19 protein-coding genes are annotated in these 18,813 nt (G+C 59.0%); 10 read left to right on the top strand and 9 right to left on the bottom strand.

Translation table 11 applies throughout. The annotated features are described in order from the left end of the window. Nucleotides 1–60: 60 nt before the first annotated feature. From pncC to mltB, 5 genes are all read right to left on the bottom strand, one after another. Entirely contained in the window at nucleotides 61–558 is a 498-nt protein-coding gene (gene pncC, locus CWM58_RS09725) for a nicotinamide-nucleotide amidase (RefSeq protein WP_061153572.1), read from the bottom strand. Between the two features lie 138 nt (nucleotides 559–696). Then, a complete protein-coding gene (locus CWM58_RS09720; protein WP_100680833.1) occupies nucleotides 697–1,575 on the bottom strand; it encodes a metal ABC transporter substrate-binding protein in 879 nt (292 codons plus the stop codon). A 7-nt stretch (nucleotides 1,576–1,582) separates the two neighbouring features. Continuing rightward, entirely contained in the window at nucleotides 1,583–2,446 is an 864-nt protein-coding gene (locus CWM58_RS09715) for a metal ABC transporter permease (protein WP_100631381.1), read from the bottom strand. Next, nucleotides 2,443–3,153: a metal ABC transporter ATP-binding protein gene (locus CWM58_RS09710; protein ID WP_165785753.1), complete on the bottom strand. Its 711-nt coding sequence runs from the start codon at nucleotides 3,151–3,153 to the stop codon at nucleotides 2,443–2,445. Before CWM58_RS09710 ends, CWM58_RS09715 begins: the two co-directional genes overlap by 4 nt. A 638-nt stretch (nucleotides 3,154–3,791) precedes the next feature. Further along, nucleotides 3,792–4,871 (bottom strand): lytic murein transglycosylase B, encoded by a 1,080-nt coding sequence (gene mltB / locus CWM58_RS09695; protein WP_074387779.1) that lies wholly within the window; start codon nucleotides 4,869–4,871, stop codon nucleotides 3,792–3,794. A 277-nt stretch (nucleotides 4,872–5,148) separates the two neighbouring features. Here mltB and CWM58_RS09690 point away from each other — a divergent pair, with 277 nt between their 5' ends. The 7 genes from CWM58_RS09690 to gutQ all read left to right on the top strand — a co-directional run bounded on the left by CWM58_RS09690 (nucleotide 5,149) and on the right by gutQ (nucleotide 10,131). After that, entirely contained in the window at nucleotides 5,149–5,712 is a 564-nt protein-coding gene (locus tag CWM58_RS09690) for a PTS glucitol/sorbitol transporter subunit IIC (protein ID WP_061153569.1), read from the top strand. Next, nucleotides 5,709–6,680 carry a PTS glucitol/sorbitol transporter subunit IIB gene (locus tag CWM58_RS09685; RefSeq protein ID WP_064170042.1) on the top strand — a complete coding sequence of 324 codons (972 nt, stop codon included), beginning with the start codon at nucleotides 5,709–5,711 and terminating at the stop codon, nucleotides 6,678–6,680. The genes CWM58_RS09690 and CWM58_RS09685 overlap by 4 nt, the downstream gene beginning before the upstream one ends. A 13-nt stretch (nucleotides 6,681–6,693) precedes the next feature. After that, entirely contained in the window at nucleotides 6,694–7,056 is a 363-nt protein-coding gene (gene srlB / locus CWM58_RS09680; RefSeq protein ID WP_061153567.1) for a PTS glucitol/sorbitol transporter subunit IIA, read from the top strand. A 12-nt stretch (nucleotides 7,057–7,068) separates the two neighbouring features. Then, nucleotides 7,069–7,848, top strand: coding sequence for a sorbitol-6-phosphate dehydrogenase (gene srlD, locus CWM58_RS09675; RefSeq protein WP_008806161.1), 780 nt, complete (start codon nucleotides 7,069–7,071; stop codon nucleotides 7,846–7,848). 124 nt (nucleotides 7,849–7,972) lie between these two features. Beyond that, complete coding sequence (gene gutM, locus CWM58_RS09670; protein WP_012540781.1) at nucleotides 7,973–8,332, top strand: transcriptional regulator GutM; 360 nt, start codon at nucleotides 7,973–7,975, stop codon at nucleotides 8,330–8,332. A gap of 67 nt (nucleotides 8,333–8,399) precedes the next feature. Beyond that, a complete protein-coding gene (gene srlR / locus CWM58_RS09665) occupies nucleotides 8,400–9,173 on the top strand; it encodes a glucitol operon DNA-binding transcriptional repressor SrlR (protein WP_008806163.1) in 774 nt (257 codons plus the stop codon). Further along, nucleotides 9,166–10,131, top strand: coding sequence for an arabinose-5-phosphate isomerase GutQ (gene gutQ, locus CWM58_RS09660; RefSeq protein ID WP_100680829.1), 966 nt, complete (start codon nucleotides 9,166–9,168; stop codon nucleotides 10,129–10,131). The genes srlR and gutQ overlap by 8 nt, the downstream gene beginning before the upstream one ends. Here gutQ and norR read toward each other — a convergent pair. Beyond that, nucleotides 10,094–11,644, bottom strand: a complete 1,551-nt coding sequence (norR, locus tag CWM58_RS09655) for a nitric oxide reductase transcriptional regulator NorR (RefSeq protein ID WP_100680828.1) — start codon at nucleotides 11,642–11,644, stop codon at nucleotides 10,094–10,096. The genes gutQ and norR overlap by 38 nt on opposite strands. A 187-nt stretch (nucleotides 11,645–11,831) precedes the next feature. Between norR and norV the strand changes: the two genes are divergently transcribed. Next, on the top strand, nucleotides 11,832–13,280 hold the full coding sequence (norV, locus tag CWM58_RS09645) for an anaerobic nitric oxide reductase flavorubredoxin (protein ID WP_100680826.1): 1,449 nt from the start codon (nucleotides 11,832–11,834) through the stop codon (nucleotides 13,278–13,280). Beyond that, nucleotides 13,277–14,410 carry an NADH:flavorubredoxin reductase NorW gene (norW, locus tag CWM58_RS09640; RefSeq protein ID WP_100680825.1) on the top strand — a complete coding sequence of 378 codons (1,134 nt, stop codon included), beginning with the start codon at nucleotides 13,277–13,279 and terminating at the stop codon, nucleotides 14,408–14,410. The genes norV and norW overlap by 4 nt, the downstream gene beginning before the upstream one ends. A 190-nt stretch (nucleotides 14,411–14,600) precedes the next feature. Here the strand turns inward: norW and CWM58_RS09635 are convergent, their stop codons facing one another. Together CWM58_RS09635 and CWM58_RS09630 are read right to left on the bottom strand one after the other, a co-directional pair. Further along, entirely contained in the window at nucleotides 14,601–15,548 is a 948-nt protein-coding gene (locus CWM58_RS09635; RefSeq protein WP_100680824.1) for a hydroxyacid dehydrogenase, read from the bottom strand. After that, entirely contained in the window at nucleotides 15,545–16,240 is a 696-nt protein-coding gene (locus tag CWM58_RS09630; RefSeq protein ID WP_008806169.1) for a diguanylate cyclase, read from the bottom strand. Before CWM58_RS09630 ends, CWM58_RS09635 begins: the two co-directional genes overlap by 4 nt. Nucleotides 16,241–16,406: 166 nt before the next feature. On the opposite strand from CWM58_RS09630, the gene CWM58_RS09625 reads away from it, so the two are divergent. Further along, on the top strand, nucleotides 16,407–17,123 hold the full coding sequence (locus CWM58_RS09625) for an IclR family transcriptional regulator (protein WP_100680823.1): 717 nt from the start codon (nucleotides 16,407–16,409) through the stop codon (nucleotides 17,121–17,123). A 39-nt stretch (nucleotides 17,124–17,162) separates the two neighbouring features. Here the strand turns inward: CWM58_RS09625 and CWM58_RS09620 are convergent, their stop codons facing one another. Then, nucleotides 17,163–18,497: an MFS transporter gene (locus CWM58_RS09620; protein ID WP_100680822.1), complete on the bottom strand. Its 1,335-nt coding sequence runs from the start codon at nucleotides 18,495–18,497 to the stop codon at nucleotides 17,163–17,165. Between the last annotated feature and the right edge of the window lie 316 nt (nucleotides 18,498–18,813).

The raw sequence follows: 18,813 nt of genomic DNA, 5'->3' as shown, positions 1-18,813 counted from the left end.
GTTCGCTTCGCCGTTAATATTTGTTCAGTTGAAGCAATTATACTGTATGGTCATACAGTATCAAGTGTTTTGTAGAAATTGTTGCCAGAGCAGATTTAGCGCATAGGCCGTCGCCTGACGACGCACCGCTTCGCGGTCTCCGGCAAAGCATTCCCGCCGCGTCACCCCTTGCCCGCTCACGCTGGCGACACCAAACCACACCGTGCCGACCGGCTTTTCGTCGCTACCGCCATCCGGCCCGGCGACGCCGCTAACGGAGATGGCATAGTCCGCGCGCGCCGCGCGCAGTGCGCCGATCGCCATCTCGACCACCACCGGTTCGCTCACTGCGCCGTTGTCCCGCAGCGTCGCTTCGCTGACGCCGATCATTTGCGATTTGGCTTCGTTGCTGTAGGTCACAAAGCCGCGTTCAAACCACGCTGAGCTACCGGCAATATCGGTGAGCGCTTTCGCTATCCAGCCGCCGGTGCAGGATTCCGCCGTGGTCACCGTCGCACCACGCGCCTTCAGCGCCCGGCCCACCTTCTCGCTTAGCTGCATTAATTCTGAATCGGTCATTATCGCCCCGCTTTGGTCTGGATAAAGAGGCCATCAAAGATAGCACTTTCCACAGAGATATGGGGACGAGGTGTGGAATTTACGAGGGGACATCCAAAATGAGTCATCCCGGCGACGCCGGGATGATAAATCGCACGATTACTTCATGCTGGCGGCGATCAGCGCCACGTTATGACGCATCATTTTCACATAGCTATCCGCGACGCCACCCGGTGCGGAGAGCGCCTCCGGATAGAGTTCGCCCCCCGGCTGAGCGCCCGTCGCGTTGGCGATTTGCTTCACCAGCCGCGGGTCAAGCTGGTTCTCCATAAACCAGGTATGGACGCCATCCGCTTTGATTTGCTTAATCAGCGCCGCCACCTGCGCCGCGCTGGCCTCGCTCTCTGAAGAGAGTCCCTGCGGCGCGAGGAAGGTCACGTGATAAGCCCGGCCAAAATAGCCGAAGGCGTCATGGCTGGTCAGGACCTTGCGCTTTGCCAGCGGAATGGCGCTGAACTGCGCTTTCGCCCAGCCGTCGATGTTCGTCAACTGGTCGATATAGCGCTTGCCGCTGCTGGTCAACGCTGCTTTATCTTCCGGGTCGGCTTTCACCAGACCATCGAGGATATTCTGCGCATACAACGCGCCGTTCGCCGCGCTGTTCCAGGCGTGGGGATCGGTCACCGTTTTACCATCCTCATCAAGGGTATGGGTCTTGACGCCTTTCGACGCCACCACCAGCTCGCCCTTGAAACCGGAGGCCTTAATCAGGCGATCCAGCCACCCTTCCAGCCCCAGGCCGTTGACCACCACCACGTCGGCCTTGCTGAGCAGCGCACTATCCTTCGGCGAAGGTTCGAAGGTATGTGGATCGCCGTCCGGGCCGACCAGCGTATCCACATGGACATGCTCGCCGCCGACCTGCTGCACCATATCACCCAGCACCGAAAAACTGCTTACCACGTTCAGCGTTTTTGCCATCGCCCCCTGCGCCATCAGCCCCAATGCCAGCGCCACAACCATTGCACTACGTTTCATCATTTCCTTACCCCATCAATTTGCGCCAGCCGACCAGCAGCCGGCTATGCGTGCCAAAAAACAGCGAAATAAAAAACAGCGCGCTGGCGGTCAGCACGATGGCGGGCCCGGCGGGAAGACCGACCGCCCAGGAGAGACTTAATCCCAGCCAGGCGCAGAGTGCGCCGGAGAGCGCCGCCAGCAGCAGAATGCCCGGCAGCGTTCGCGCCCAGCAGCGTGCGGCAACCGCCGGAAGCATCATCACCCCTACCGCCATCAGCGTGCCGAGCACCTGAAACCCCGCCACCAGGTTAAGCACCAGCAGCGCCAGAAACAGTCCATGCAGCAGCGCGGGCAGTCGGGGGTTATTCACCTGCAGCCAGGCGCTGTCGAACGCCTCGCTGACCAGACCGCGGTAGCACAGCGCAATGCACAGCAGCGTCAGGCTGGCGACGCCGCTGACAAACAGCGCCGCATCACGATCGACCGCCAGAATAGAGCCAAACAACAGATGCAGGAGGTCGACGCTGGAGCCGCGTAGCGACACCAGGGTGACGCCCAGGGCCAGCGATCCCAGATAAAATCCGGCAAAGCTGGCGTCCTCTTTTAACGGTGTCCGCCGGCTCACCCACCCGGCCACCAGCGCCACCACGATGCCGGCGATGAAGCCGCCCAGGGTCATGGCCAGCAGCGACATGCCACTCAGCAGATACCCCACCGCCACCCCGGGGAGAATGGCGTGCGACAGCGCATCGCCCATCAGGCTCATGCGCCGCAGCAGCAGGAAGACGCCCAACATGGTGGTGCTCAGCGACAGCGCCAGACACACCACGAGGGCCCGGCGCATAAAACCAAATTCAATAAAGGGCTGAAAGAAGGTGTGCCAGATCATGCCGACCTCGCATGACTGAAAGCCGGAAGTACCGCCCGGGTGACGCCCCAGCAGGCGCGTTGGGCGGTCAGCAGCAGCGTCTCGGGGAAAAAGTCGGCCACCCGCTGGTTATCATGCAGCACCGCCAGGATGGTCTGCCCCTGCTGATGCATCTCGAGGATCAATTCCATCAGTTCGCGGCAGGTCGCTTCGTCGATGCCGGTGAAGGGCTCGTCGAGCATCACCAGCGGCGCCTGCTGCACCATCACCCGGGCAAACAGCATGCGCTGAAACTGGCCGCCGGAGAGCGCCTCAATCGGCGATTTCGCCAGACCCTCCAGCCCGACCCGCTCCAGCACCGCGCTGATACGTCGCCGGGTATCGCCGCCCAGACCGCGTAGCAGCGACACGCCGGGCCATGCGCCCTGACTCACCACATCCTGCACATTGAGAGGAAACTGCGACTCGAGGGCATGGCGCTGCGCCAGCCAGCCAATCACCGGCCGTTTGCCCTGCCAGCGCAGGCGGCCACTGACTGGCGGAAGAAACCCGGCGAGCGTTTTTAGCAAGGTTGATTTTCCGCAGCCATTGAGGCCAACGATTGCCGTCAGGCTGCCGGGGCATATCATCCCGCTCAGCGGAGGGGTGATCGCCACCCCGTCATAGCCAGCGACCAGCTGCTCCAGCTCAATCATGGCAGCGCCACCGCCCACCAGGTCGCTAACCATAGCGCCACCAGCAGCACGCCTGCGATGGCCGCGCGCGTCACGCCGGATGCCATAAAAACTGATGTGAACATATTTCACCTCTTTTAATGTTATAACATAACAATACAGAAGCGAAAAAAGAATGTAAATCAGTGTCAGTGGGCAGAAATGTAACAAAGGTCAACAACAGGCATGCGGGCGGGAATAAACGGGAGGTTAAGCGCGGCCTCCCCGGCGTCATCCCCCGGTCGCGCTGTGCTTACCGGGGCTACCAACCGGATACCAGACCGTAGCCCGGATAAGGCGCTACGCGCCGCTATCCGGGGAGGCTCGAAATCTGTCAGTAACGTAGCCGCAGTGTTGCCGATGGGCGACAAGCTGTCATTGAACTCTCCCCCGGTCGCGCTGCGCCTACCGGGGTTACCAACCGGATACCAGACCGTAGCCCGGATAAGGCGCTACGCGCCGCTATCCGGGGAGGTTCGAAATCTGTCAGTAACGTAGCCGCAGTGTTGCCGATGGGCGACAAGCTGTCATTGAACTCTCCCCCGGTCGCGCTGCGCTTACCGGGGCTACCAACCGGATACCGCATCGTAGCCCGGATAAGGCGCTACGCGCCGCTATCCGGGGAGGCGCGGAATCTGTCAGCCGGATGAAAATCAGTACCCGCCACGGGCCTGCGAAACCGCCAGGCCCAGCTGCCAGACGGCCATCGCGTAGTGCGTGCTGTGGTTGTAGCGGGTGATGGTGTAGAAGTTCGGCAGCCCGTACCAGTACTCATAGCCGGTGCCGACATCCAGCCGTAGCAGACTGGCCTGCTGATGGTTACCCAGCGGTTGGGTTGGGGTAAGCCCCGCCGCCGCCAGCTGCGAAATGCTGTATTTGGTTTTGAAACCATTCTCCAGCCCCGGCGCCTGGCCCAGCGCCTGCACCGCCACCAGATCGCCGCTCACCCAGCCATGCTGTTTGAAGTAGTTGGCCACGCTGCCGATGGCATCCACCGGGTCCCACAGGTTGATATGTCCGTCACCGTTAAAATCGACCGCATACTGCTTATAGGACGACGGCATAAACTGGCCGTAGCCCATCGCCCCGGCGAAAGAGCCTTTCAGATCCAGCGGGTCGTCGCTTTCGCTGCGCGCCATTAACAGGAAGGTTTCCAGCTCCGATGAGAAGTATTCGGCGCGGCGTGGGTAGCTAAACGACAGGGTCGCCAGCGCATCAAGGATACGGGTTTTGCCCATCACCCGGCCCCAGCGAGTCTCCACGCCGATAATGCCGACGATGATTTCCGGCGGCACGCCATAAACCTGATAAGCGCGGTTCAGCGCATCCTGATACTGGTTCCAGAACACTACGCCGTTCTGCACATTATCCGGGGTAATAAACTGTTTCTTGTAGCGCAGCCAGGCGCCGGTCGGCCCGGTCGGCGGCAGGCCGGTCGGCGCCTGACGATCCATCAGCCGCAGGACGTAATCCAGGCGCTTAGCCTGCGACAGGATCTCCTGCAGCTGCTGTCTGTCGAAGCCGTGCTTCGCCACCATCTTATCAATGAACTGTGCCGCCGCCGGGTTGTTGGCGAAGTCGCCGCCCATCTGCATCACGTTATGCTGCGGTTCCAGCAAAAAGCCGCCGGTTCCACTCGCCATCTCCGTTTCCGCGGGGGTCTTGGGTTTGCTGCTGCAGGCAGCGAGGAGCACACAAAGGGGAAGTAAAGCCAGATAGCGACGCTTCAACATGGGAATTCCATTTAACAAATTCAGCAAGGGATAATTATGGTAAAGCATGCGACGACCAACAAGAAAGCGGCAATCCGTTTGTAGACAAAATAGTCCTTCACCGCCCCCTTCCCGGCATGCTGTCATGCGCCTGATCGTTTCATTCTCTTACCGCCAAACTTTCAAAATAAAATATTTATCTTTCATTTTGCGATCTATTTAACACTTTAAAACCTTTCAAAGTGATTAAAATCAGCCTGCAGTTAGCAAGAAAAATAACACGCTGAAGGAGAGAACAATGATTGACGTCGTTACCCACGGCGCGGAGTGGTTTATCGGCCTGTTTCAGAAAGGCGGCGAGGTATTTACCGGGATGGTGACCGGGATCCTCCCCTTACTGATCAGCCTGCTGGTGATCATGAACGCGCTGATCAACTTTATCGGCCAGCAGCGGATCGAAAAACTGGCGCAGCGCTGCGCCGGAAATCCGATCTCCCGCTATCTGCTGTTGCCCTGCATCGGCACCTTCGTTTTTTGTAACCCAATGACCTTAAGTCTCGGCCGCTTTATGCCAGAGAAGTACAAGCCCAGCTATTACGCGGCGGCGTCCTATAGCTGCCACTCGATGAACGGTCTCTTTCCACATATCAACCCCGGCGAGCTGTTTGTTTATCTCGGCATCGCCAACGGCCTCACCACGCTTGGCCTGCCGCTTGGTCCCCTGGCGGTGAGCTATCTGCTGGTTGGGCTGGTGACCAACTTCTTCCGTGGCTGGGTCACCGACCTGACCACCTCTATTTTCGAGAGAAAAATGGCGATTCAGCTTGCCCGGAAAGTGCATCTGTCAGGAGCGACATCATGACCCGCATTCGTATTGAGAAAGGCACCGGCGGCTGGGGCGGCCCGCTTGAGCTCGACGTCGTCGAGGGCAAAAAGATCGTCTATATCACCGCCGGCACCCGCCCGGCGATCGTTGACCGCATCGCCAGCCTGACCGGCTGGCAGGCGGTGGACGGTTTTAAAGAGGGGGAACCGGCGGAAAGCGAAATTGGCATCGCCATTATTGACTGCGGCGGTACCCTGCGCTGCGGCCTCTATCCCAAGCGCCGTATCCCTACGGTGAATATCCATGCCACCGGCAAATCGGGGCCGCTGGCGCAGTATATCGTCGAGGATATTTACGTCTCCGGCGTTAAAGAAGAGAACATCAAACTGTTGGAAGATAGCGGCGAGACGGCAGCGCAACCACTCCCTGCCGCGGGTCGCGATTATGACGCCAGCAAAAAGATCACTGAACAGAGCGACGGTCTGCTGGCAAAGGTCGGCATGGGGATGGGATCGGTGGTGGCGGTGCTTTTCCAGGCCGGACGCGACACCATCGACACGGTGCTGAAAACCATTCTGCCGTTTATGGCCTTCGTCTCGGCGCTGATCGGCATCATCATGGCCTCCGGCATCGGCGACTGGATTGCCCACGGCCTGGCGCCGCTTGCCAGCCATCCGCTGGGGCTGGTGACCCTGGCGCTGATCTGCTCCTTCCCGCTGCTGTCGCCGTTTCTCGGCCCGGGCGCCGTTATCGCCCAGGTCATCGGCGTGCTGATCGGCGTCCAGATCGGCCTTGGCAACATTCCACCGCACCTCGCCCTGCCCGCGCTGTTTGCCATTAACGCCCAGGCCGCCTGCGATTTTATCCCGGTAGGCCTGTCGCTGGCCGAAGCCCGTCAGGATACCGTGCGCGTCGGCGTGCCGTCGGTGCTGGTCAGCCGCTTCCTCACCGGCGCACCAACGGTGCTGATCGCGTGGTTTGTTTCCGGATTTATTTACCAGTAAGAGGTTCCTGAAGATGACCGTCATTTACCACACCACCATTACCCGCATCGGCGCCTGCGCGACGATGGCGCTGGAAGAGCAGATGCTGATCACCTTCCGCGAGGGCGCCCCGGCGGATATCGAAGAGTATTGCTTTATTCACAACCACGGCGAGCTTGCCGGCCCCCTGGTACCGGGCGCAGAGCTGCAGCTCGGTGACAGACGTTATCCGGTGACCGCCGTCGGTGAGGTCGCCGAGCAAAACCTGCGCGAGCTGGGCCATATCACCCTGCGCTTCGACGGCCATCGTGAAGCGGAGTTTCCCGGAACCGTTCACGTCGCCGGCCCGGTGCCGGACGCTATCGCGACCGGCTGCGTACTGAAATTTGTTGCTTAGAAGGAGAGAAAGATGAATCAGGTTGCTGTTGTCATTGGTGGCGGACAAACCTTAGGAGAGTTTCTGTGCCGCGGTCTGGCCGCCGAGGGCTACCGCGTGGCGGTGGTCGATATTCAAAGTGAAAAAGCCAGCCGCGTCGCCCAGGAGATCAACGCTGAATATGGCGAAGGCACGGCATACGGCTTCGGCGCCGACGCCACCAGCGAAGCCAGCGTCACTGCCCTGGCTCACGGGGTGGATGAGATTTTCACGCGCGTCGATCTGCTGGTGTACAGCGCCGGGATTGCCAAAGCAGCGTTTATTAGCGACTTCGCGCTGGGGGATTTCGACCGCTCGCTGCAGGTGAACCTGGTGGGCTATTTCCTCTGCGCCCGCGAGTTCTCACGACTGATGATCCGCGATGGCATTAAGGGACGGATCATTCAGATCAACTCGAAGTCCGGCAAAGTCGGCAGTAAGCACAACTCCGGCTACAGCGCGGCGAAGTTCGGCGGCGTCGGGCTGACCCAGTCGCTGGCGCTGGATCTGGCGGAGTACGGTATTACCGTCCATTCGCTGATGCTCGGCAATCTGTTGAAATCGCCGATGTTCCAGTCGCTGCTGCCGCAGTATGCCACCAAGCTCGGTATCGATGAGAGCGAAGTCGAGCAGTACTACATCGATAAGGTGCCGTTGAAACGCGGCTGCGATTACCAGGATGTGCTGAACGTGTTGATGTTTTACGCCAGCCCGCAGGCGTCGTACTGCACGGGTCAGTCAATTAACGTCACCGGCGGCCAGGTGATGTTTTAAAAGGTTCCCGGATGGCGCTGCGCTTATCCGGGCTACAAAACCGGCGCACCACGCCGATCCGTAGCCCGGGTAAGGCGCTCGCGCCGCGACCCGGGTTCTTCCCGGCCCCATAAAGGAGACACCTATGGTTACCGCATTAATCACCGTCGCCGCTATCGCCTGGCTGACTCAGCTGGCTTTCGGCGGCTGGCAAATTCGCCGCTTCAATCGCGCCTTTGATAGCCTTTGCCAGCAGGGCCGCGTTGGCGTCGGCCGTTCCTCCGGGCGCTTTAAACCACGCGCGATTGTCGCTATCGCCGTCGATGAAAACGATCGTATTTGCGACACGCTATTGATGAAGGGCCTCACCGTCTTTGCCAGCCCGCAAAAAATCCCCACGCTTAGCGGTAAACATCTCAAGGAATTGCAGCCTGATGTGATCTTTCCCAATGATCCGCTCTGTCAGAATGCACTATCATTAGCGCTTAATCCGAAACATGCATAATTTCGTTGTGAAAGTTAATATCTTGCGAAATTATCATTTCGAAACTTAAACGCAGGATACAACGCCTATGAAACCACGTCAGCGCCAGGCAGCCATTCTCGAGCACCTGCAATCGCAGGGCAAATGCTCGGTCGAAGAGCTGGCGCAACACTTCGACACCACCGGCACCACTATCCGCAAGGATCTGGTGATTCTGGAGAATGCCGGGACCGTCATCCGCACCTACGGCGGCGTAGTGTTGAATAAAGACGAGGCCGACCCGCCTATCGACCACAAGACGCTGATCAACACCCATAAGAAAGCGCAGATTGCCGAGGCCGCCGTACGCTACATCCACGATGGCGATTCAATCATCCTCGACGCCGGCAGCACCGTGCTGCAGATGGTGCCGCTGCTGAGCCGCTTCAATAACATCACGGTGATGACCAACAGCCTGCATATCGTCAACGCCCTTTCTGAGTTCGATAACGAGCAGACCATCCTGATGCCGGGTGGCACCTTCCGTAAAAAATCGGCTTCATTCCACGGCCAGCTGGCGGAAAACGCTTTCGAACAATTCAGCTTCGACAAACTGTTTATGGGCACCGATGGCATTGATCTGGTGGCAGGCGTTACCACCTTTAACGAGGTCTATACCGTCAGTAAGGCGATGTGCAACGCCGCCCGCGAAGTGATCCTGATGGCCGACTCATCAAAGTTTGGCCGTAAAAGTCCCAATATCGTCTGCGGCCTTGAACGCGTGGATAAGTTGATTACCGATGCCGATATTGACCCTGAATTCCAGCGGGCGCTGGAAGCCAAAGGTATTGAAGTCATTATTACTGGAGAACATCATGAGTAACTTTTTGTTAGAGGCCGGACGCCAGACCCTGATGCTTGAGCTACAGGAGGCGAGCCGCCTGCCGGAACGCTTGGGCGACGACTTCATCCGCGCGGCGGAAACCATCATCCACTGCGAGGGCAAACTGATTGTCTCCGGTATCGGTAAATCCGGCCACATCGGTAAAAAGCTGGCGGCAACCTTCGCCAGCACCGGCACCCCGGCCTTTTTCGTCCATCCGGCGGAAGCCCTGCACGGCGATCTCGGTATGCTCGATAGCCGCGACGTGATGCTGTTTATCTCCTACTCCGGTAGCGCAAAAGAGCTGGATCTCATCGTGCCGCGGCTGGAAGAGAAATCCATTCCGCTGCTGGCGATGACCGGCAAATCCACCTCGCCGCTGGCGCTGGCGGCAAAAGCGGTGCTGGATATCGCCGTGGAGCGTGAAGCCTGTCCGATGCACCTGGCGCCGACCTCCAGCACCGTTAACACGCTGATGCTGGGCGATGCGCTGGCGATGGCGGTGATGCAGGCGCGCGGTTTCAATGAAGAAGATTTCGCCCGTTCCCACCCGGCGGGCGCCCTCGGCGCGCGTCTGCTGAACAAAGTACATCACCTGATGCGCCGCGACGAAGAAGTGCCGCGGGTCAATGCCGGGGCCAACGTCATGGACGCCATGCTCGAACTCAGCCGAACCGGGCTCGGCCTGGTGGCGGTCTGCGATGAAGCCAACCGCGTGCAGGGCGTTTTCACCGACGGCGACCTGCGCCGCTGGCTGGTTGCTGGCGGTACGCTCAACGATGGCGTCACTCAGGCGATGACCCGCAACGGCGTGACGCTGCAGGCGGAAAGCCGCGCGGTGGAAGCCAAAGAGCGACTGATGAAACACAAAATCAGCGCCGCGCCGGTGGTGGATGAAAACGGCCAACTGGTCGGCGCCATCAACCTGCAGAATTTTTACCAGGCAGGGATCCTTTAAGTCCCAGACGTTTCGCCAGCCGATGCAGGTTGGCGACGTCCAGTTCCAGCGCACGGGCGGTCGCCGCCCAGTTGCGCTGGTTCGCCTCCAGCGCGCGGCTAATCGCTTCCCGCTGAAAAGAGTCGGTCGCCTCGCGCAGATTGACCTTCTCCATCGCAGGTACTGCTGCCGCCGTCTCAGTCGGTAACATCGGTGCCATCACCGCAAACTGGAAATGCTGCGGCTCCAGCACCACTTCATCGCCGGCCTGGGTGGCCCGCGCCAGCACCACCGCCCGGTGAATAGCATGCTCAAGTTCGCGCACGTTGCCCGGCCAGGACCACTGCTGCAGCCTGCCGCGCGCCGCTTCGCTGAGTATCACCCGCGCCAGCCCCATTCGCAGGCGGCACTGCTCGCAGAAATAGCCCGCCAGCAGCACCACATCGCTGTCCCGCTCGCGTAGCGCCGGTACCGACAGCGGAAAGACGCTCAGCCGATGGTACAGGTCGGCGCGAAAGCGCCCTTCCACCACCTCCTGGCGCAGATCGCGGTTCGTCGCCGCCAGCACCCGCACATCGACCCGCAGGCTGCGGTCATCGCCGACGCGCTGAATATCGCCATACTGCAGCACCCGCAGCAGTTTGGCCTGCAACGCCAGCGACAGTTCGCCAATTTCATCAAGGAACAGGGTGCCGTTATCCGCCATCTCAAATTTACCGCTGCGGTTGCTGATAGCCCCGGTAAACGCCCCTTTCACATGACCGAACAGCTCGCTCTCCGCCACGCTTTCCGGCAGCGCCGCGCAGTTGAGATAGACCAGCGGGTTGGCCGCCCGCGGAGAGCCCTGATGCACCGCCTTCGCCACCAGCTCTTTACCGGTGCCGGTTTCGCCGTTAATCAGCACGTTTAAATCCGAGGCGGCGACGATATCGATCTCTTTTTTCAGCTGCAGCATGGGCGCTGACAGGCCGATAATTTCCTGGCGCTCGGGTTGCGCATAATTGACCGGCTGCGCCGGCAACACGTTTTGCGCCTCAAGGCGGGCGATGAGCAGCGCGTTATTCAAGGCGCCGGCCACCAGGGCGGCAATCAGCCGCAGCTCTTCATCGCTGAAGCTGTCAAAACGATCGGCATCCATCCCATCAAGGGTCAGCGCGCCAATCAGCGTCTGCCCGGCAAACAGCGGCAGGCCAACGCAGGCATGAACCTTAAGGCTCTCCTGGCCGGGGATCAGGCCGTCATAGGGGTCGGGCAGGTCGCTATCCGCCGGGAAGCGCACCACATCCCCGGCGCGCGCAATCGCCTCAAGCCGCGGGTGTCCTTCCAGGGCAAAGCGCCGACCAAGCACATCCTGCGCCAGGCCATCGATCGCCAGCGGCACAAACTGATGCGCCTCATAGCGCAACAGCGCCGAGGCATCGCAGCCGAGGATTTGCCGCAGGGTGGTAATCAGGCGCGAAAAACGGTCGGTGTGACCAATATCGCTTTGTAAATCAATGGCGATTCTCGCCAGCTCGTCGACGGAAAAACTCATTGCCGCTCCATTGTCATTTTGACAATACACATTGTCATATCGACTATTTTAACCATTGTCATTTTGACAGCAATCAAAATCAGAAAAAATTAAAAATAGCTAATTATCAATGAATTAAAAAATTGGCACGCAACTTGATATAAGCCAGTCAACTGAGTTTAAACACACTGTATTGATTGAGGTTGCTATGTCTATTGCGGTTAAAAATAACATTCTTTGGGTTGGCCAACGCGATTGGGAAGTGCGTGATTTCCACGGTACCGAATATAAAACGCTGCGCGGCAGCAGCTACAACAGCTATCTCATCCGCGAAGAGAAAAACGTGCTGATCGATACCGTCGATCATAAATTCAGCCGCGAGTTCGTGCAGAACCTGCGCCGCGAAATCGATCTGGCCGACCTCGACTATATCGTCATTAACCACGCCGAAGAGGACCATGCCGGCGCGCTGACTGAGCTGATGATGCAGATCCCGGATACGCCGATCTACTGCACCGCCAACGCCATCGACTCGATCAACGGCCACCATCACCATCCGGAGTGGAACTTCCACGTGGTGAAAACCGGCGATACTCTCGATATCGGTAATGGTAAACAGCTGATCTTCGTGGAAACACCGATGCTGCATTGGCCTGACAGCATGATGACCTACCTGACCGGCGACGCGGTGCTGTTCAGCAACGACGCCTTCGGCCAGCACTACTGCGACGAACACCTGTTCAACGATGAAGTGGACCAGATTGAACTGTACGAACAGTGCCAGCGCTACTACGCCAACATCCTGACGCCGTTTAGCCGTCTGGTGACGCCAAAAATTACCGAGATCCTCGGCTTCAACCTGCCGGTGGAGATGATTGCCACCTCCCACGGCGTGGTCTGGCGCGATAACCCGACGCAAATCGTCGAGAAATACCTCGAGTGGGCGGCGGATTATCAGGAAGATCGCATCACGATTTTCTACGACACCATGTCCAACAACACCCGTATGATGGCGGACGCCATTGCCCAGGGGATCACCGAAGTCGACCCGCGGGTAGCGGTAAAAATCTTCAACGTCGCCCGCAGCGACAAAAACGACATTCTCACCAATGTTTTCCGCTCGAAAGGCGTACTGGTGGGCACCTCCACCATGAACAACGTGATGATGCCGAAAATCGCCGGGCTGGTGGAAGAGATGACCGGGCTGCGTTTTCGCAATAAACGCGCCAGCGCCTTTGGCTCGCACGGCTGGAGCGGCGGCGCGGTAGACCGCCTGTCCACCCGTCTGCAGGATGCTGGGTTTGAGATGTCGCTGAGCCTGAAAGCCAAATGGCGCCCGGATATCGACGCGCTGGAACTGTGCCGCCAACACGGACGCGACATCGCCCGCCAGTGGGCCCTCTCGCCGCTGCCGGTTGCTGAAGCAGCGACAACGCCGGAACCACAGGACTGCGCCTGTGCCGCCGCCGCGGCCGCCGATCTCGGCCCCATGATGCAGTGCAGCGTGTGTCAGTGGGTCTATGACCCGGCGAAAGGCGAACCTAACCAGGATGTCCAGCCGGGTACGCCGTGGAGTGAAGTGCCGGACAATTTCCTCTGCCCTGAGTGTTCTCTTGGCAAAGATGTCTTTGACGTACTGGCAACGGAGGCAAAATGAGTGATGGCATCGTCATCATCGGCTCGGGCTTCGCGGCCCGCCAGCTGGTGAAAAATATCCGTAAGCGGGATACGCAAATCCCGCTGACCCTCATCGCCGCCGATAGCATGGATGAATACAACAAACCGGACCTCAGCCATGTCATCAGCCGCGGGCAGAACGCCGACGATCTCACCCTGCAAAGCGCGGGCGAGTTCGCCGAGCAGTACACTCTGCGCCTGTTTCCCCACACCTGGGTGAGCGATATCGACGCCGAAAACCGGTTAGTGAAGAGCCAGGATAACCAGTGGCGCTATGACAAACTGGTGCTGGCCACCGGGGCGACGCCGTTTATCCCCCCGGTACCGGGACGCGAGCTGATGCTGACGCTGAACAGCCAGCGCGAATACGGCGCGGCGCAGAGCCAGCTGCACGACGCGACGCGCGTGCTGATCGTCGGCGGCGGCCTGATTGGCTGTGAACTGGCGATGGATTTCTGCCGCGCCGGTAAAGCGGTGACGGTCGTCGATAACTCCGCCAGCGTGCTGGCGGCGTTGATGCCGCCGGAGGCCAGCAGCCGCCTGCAGCATCGGCTTACCGAGATGGGCGTACATCTGATGCTGAAATCGCAGCTGGAAGGGCTGGAGCAAACCGCCGATGGCATCCGCGTCAGCCTTGACCGCCAGCGGGCGATAACCGTCGATGCGGTGGTGGCCGCCGCCGGCCTGCGCCCGGAAACGTCGCTGGCGCGCCACGCTGGATTGCAGATTAACCGCGGCGTGGTGGTCAATAGCCAGCTGCAAACCAGCGACCCGGCGATTTACGCCCTCGGCGACTGCGCGGAAATCAACGGCATGGTGCTGCCGTTCCTGCAGCCGATTTTGCTCAGCGCGCTGTGCCTGAGTAAAAACCTGCTGGCGCAGACGGGCGAGCTCACCTTGCCGCCGATGCTGGTGAAAGTGAAGACCCCGGACCTGCCGCTGCATCTGGCCGGCGACACCCGCCGCGACGATCTGACGTGGAATATCGTGGCCGCCAAAGAGGGGCTGGTGGCGAAAGGCCTGGATGCAGAGAATCAACTGCGTGCCTTTGTGGTCAGCGAAGACAAGATGAAAGAAGCCTTTGCGCTGCTCAGGCAGCTGGTAAGTTGATTGCCGTCCAGGCAGCCCTGTTTTGCCGGGTGGCGCTACGCTTACCCGGCCTACGGAGGCCGCCCGTAAGCTCATATACTGTAGGCCCCCGCCGGGGCAGGGGCGGCGACTGGCCGCCCCCTGTGCGCACCCTGCGCCACGGAAAACAGAGTGCAGAAAAATTAACCGGGAGCGCAGGTTCGGTTAACACTTAATACGTTGATTCTGTCTGAGCAGACTCCTGCAGCACCTGCAGAATGTTGGCGGCGGCGGCGGTCCCCATTTTGATGTAAGAGGCGTCGCTTACGCCGCCAACGTGCGGAGACAGAATGACATTATCAACCGCCTGCCAGATGTGCGGCGTAGTTAATGGTTCACTGTTAAAGCTGTCGAGCGCCGCCCAGCGCAACGTCCCCGCTTTTAATGCTGCGGCCAGCGCCGCATCGTCAATCAACCCGCCGCGCGCAGTATTCACCAGGATAGCGCCCGGCTTACACTGCGCCAGCGTGGCGGCATTGATCATTCCCCTGTTGTGTTGCGTCAAGGGACAATGAAGGGACAGAACATCGGCCTGCATCAGCAGGTCTTTGAGTTCGTCAACACGTTCACATTCCGGCGGGACCGTTTTCGCGTAGGGATCGTAAGCCAGAACCTTCATACCAAAGGCGACGGCAATTTTCGCCACACGGCTACCAATGGCGCCGAGGCCGACCAGCCCCAGCGTTCTGCCCTCAAGTTCGAGCGATTTATGCGTTGATTTATCCCAGTGCCCTTCGCGCAGGCGGCGGTCAAGGGGAATGACCGACTTGGCACAGGCCAGAATTAACGCCCAGGTGTGTTCGGAAACCGCGGCGGCATTGGCCCCCGTCGCCGCGCGAACCATTATGCCGCGCGCGGTGGCCGCCTCAACGTCAATGACATCAATGCCGCTGCCATGTTTGGCAATCACCTTCAATGCCGGGGCGGCATCCATGACGGCGGCCGTGATTTTGCCATAGCGCACCAGTATCGCGAGCGGATTGTGCTGCTGGCACAAGGCTATCAGCTGGGATTCTGTTGGCTGGCGGCCGGCAAAGACAAGCTCGTAATCTTCCAGCATCCCCAGCGCTGCTGCAGCCAAATCGCTGCCGGTAATCAGGATGACGTTTTTAGCGCTCATGGCAGTGTCTCCCCTTCGCTCAGCATCCCTGCCTGACGCAGAGCACTCTCCAGCCAGTGCGGACGAAGGTCGCCGTCGCGGATAGCAACCAGACGTTTTGATTCCATCGCCAGTTTGCCTTTCGCCAGTTCGATGATGGTGCGAACTTCATCGCGCGGGATAACGACCACGCCGTCAATATCCCCTACCACTAAGTCACCTGCCTGCACGGCGGCGCCACCGACTGAAATAGCGTGATTGACCCTGCCTGGAATGAACTTGGTGGGGCCGCACGGATTCAGGCCGGCGGCGAAAACCGGAAAGCGTTGGTTACTTAAGGTTTCCGCATCGCGAACGGCGCCGTCAATGATAATCCCTGCGATACCGCTGGCCTGGGCCTGCGTCGCCATGATCTCTCCCAGCAGCGCGCAGGAGAGATCGCCCTTCCCGTCGATGACCAGCACATCGCCAGGTTTGGCGACGGCCATTGCGGCGTGAATAGCGAGGTTATCCCCCGGGCGGACCTCTACGGTAATCGCTGGCCCGGCAACCGCCATATGCGGCGCCAGCGGCTTGATGCGGCCATGTAATGTGCCACGGCGTCCGGCCACGTCAGCCAGAATGGCGGCCTGAAATTCGGCGGCCTGGCGGACCTCTTCCGCGTCAACACGCGCAATATCAAAGTTGATGAGTTTCTGTTGCGAAGCAGGCATGGTTACTCTCCATTTGTTTTACTAGATACAACTCACGTGTACTATATAAAACAACTATACGAGCATTGCTTCGCTTTTCGCCAGTGTTGCGAAGTTGTTTGTGATGTAAACACGAAGTTACTCACAAAATTCAGGTACAATTTTGTTCGGCAAAAAGGAGAACATGATGGGGAATGAAGGCGTAATTGCCGTTGAAAAGGCGCTGGCTTTACTTGATTGCTTCCGTCCCGGTAATGACAGTCTGACGTTAACGGAGCTGGCCCAGCTTTCGGGATATCACAAAACAACCGTTTATCGCCTGATGAATTCGCTTGAGCGAATGAACTACATCATCCGGCACGACGATGGCACCTATACGCTCGGCCACCGTCTGCTCTATCTCGGCAAGCTCTATGAGCAATCATTTGAACTTGCCAGAGTCGTACAGCCGGAATTGCAGGCGCTGTCACAGGCCTCCAGCGAAAGCGCGAGCTGGTATGTGATTGAGGGGGGACAGCGCCTGTGTCTGTTCCGCGCCGAAGCCTCCCAGGGATTACGCCACAGCAACCTGCCCGGTAGCCAGTTCCCGCTGGATGGTTCCGCTATCAGCAAGGTTTTACGCCACTGGGGCTTGGGTGAATCGTTGCAGGAAGACGAACCGACGCTGCCGTTTTATACCTCCGGCGCGCGCGACCCGCACACCGCGGCCTTCGCAATGCCAGTGTTTGGCGTCCACGATAAACTGATCGCGGCGCTGGCCCTGACCGGGCCGGCATCGCGTCTGACGGAAGATCTTAAAGAGAGCGGCATCAGCCAGCTCATGCAGGAGACGGCCAACCGCCTGTCGCTCAAGCTAGGCGCCAGCAAGCCATTCTGCGAAAGGTTTTACGGTCTGAAAGAGTAAGATTGGCTAAGAAGGCGGGAAAAATCCCGCCTTTGCTTATTAATGGGTCACCTGTTTTTCCTGCCTGGCAGTCTGCGAGTAACGCCGTCCCATGGCCAGCACCGCAATGCCGCCTGCCAGACACAAGGCGGCCAGCGGCAGCATCGCCAGCGTATGGCTTCCTGTCCGTTCGTTAATAATGCCATAGGCATTCACCATCACCGCGCCGCCAATCAGGTTGGCGATCGCGCCGATGGCCGCCAGCCCGGCGGCAGCTGACGTGCTGCTCATCCAGCCCGATGCCAGCGCCCAGAAGGGGCCCTTCGCCGCATAAGCGCCAATCAGTATGGTACTGAGGATCATAATGGTGGCCGGAAGCGACAGATTGATAAACGCCGCGAACACGCCAGCCGCAATCATAAAGAGGGTAAGCGCCGTGTGCCAGCGACGTTCATTTTTCCGGTCCGAACTGCGTCCCCAGACAATCATCAGCACCGACGCCAGTCCATAGGGGATGGCATTCAGCAGCCCGGTGGTCAGGTTATCAAGATGGAACGACTTCAGCAGCTGTGGAGACCAGACGCTAAGCGTGGTGCCGGCAGACGACGCGCCGGCGTAAATCAACGCCATCAGCCAGATTTGGCGGTGCTTCAACAGTTGCCATGTGGTGGTGTGGCCGATCTGTGTCTGCTGTTGGCGCTCCGCCTGAAGCGTGTTTTCCAGCCACGCTTTCTGCCGGTCGTTTAACCAGGCAGCCTGATGCGGGCGGTCGCGCAAAATAAAGAAAGCGGCAATCCCCAGCAGTACCGCCGGCAACCCTTCAATAATGAATAACAGATGCCAGCCGCGCAGCCCTAACCAGCCATCCAACATCAGGATCAGCCCAGAAAGCGGTGAGCCGATAAAGTTAGCCAGCGGAATGGCCACCATAAAAGAGGCAATGATGCGCGCACGGTAGCGTGACGGGATCCACCAGGTAAGATAGAGCACCACGCCCGGAAAAAAGCCTGCTTCGGCAGCACCCAGTAAAAAACGTACGATGTAAAGGGAGGTGGTGTTTTGCACCAGCGCCATACACATCGATACCACTCCCCAACTGATCATAATGCGCGGGATCCACAAGCGGGCCCCCACCTTCTGCATCGCCAGGTTGCTGGGCACCTCAAAGATAAAATAGGCCACAAAATACAAACTGCTGGCGAAGCCAAAAGCCGCCTTACTCAGGCCCAGATCCTCATTCATCTGCAGCGCAGCCATACCAATATTGCCCCGGTCAATAATCGATACCAGGTAGCTGACAACCAGGAAAGGCAGGATGCGCCAGATAACCCGCCGCATGGTCTCTTTTTCCAGCGCGTCGTTATCGATAGCGCGGTTCGGTAATTGATCGGTCATGGTTTCCTCGCAGGGTTTCATTATGTTTATCAGGAAAACGATGTAGTGACGAAATAAGTGACTTCAGCCTGATGCGTCCGTTTTGCCGCGCCCGGAGATGAGGATGGGCTGCCTGGGTTGTCATGTTGCTTCACCAGGTAACGCAAGCCACACGTTTCTGGTCGCAAGGTGCGGCGCGGTAACGATCTCCATGAACATCTCGTCTTTGTTGCACTGTGTACAACCAAGTTTTATTTTACAAAACTACTATAACGAGGCTGCCGTGTTTTTATCCAGTTAACGATTGGTTTAAATTATGTAAATAAGAGGTAAATCA

The organism is Klebsiella sp. H-Nf2 (genome assembly GCF_002806645.1).
Classification (GTDB): domain Bacteria; phylum Pseudomonadota; class Gammaproteobacteria; order Enterobacterales; family Enterobacteriaceae; genus Klebsiella; species Klebsiella variicola.
Note: the sequence above shows the minus strand (reverse complement) of the source record. Positions and strands in the feature narration are given on the sequence as shown.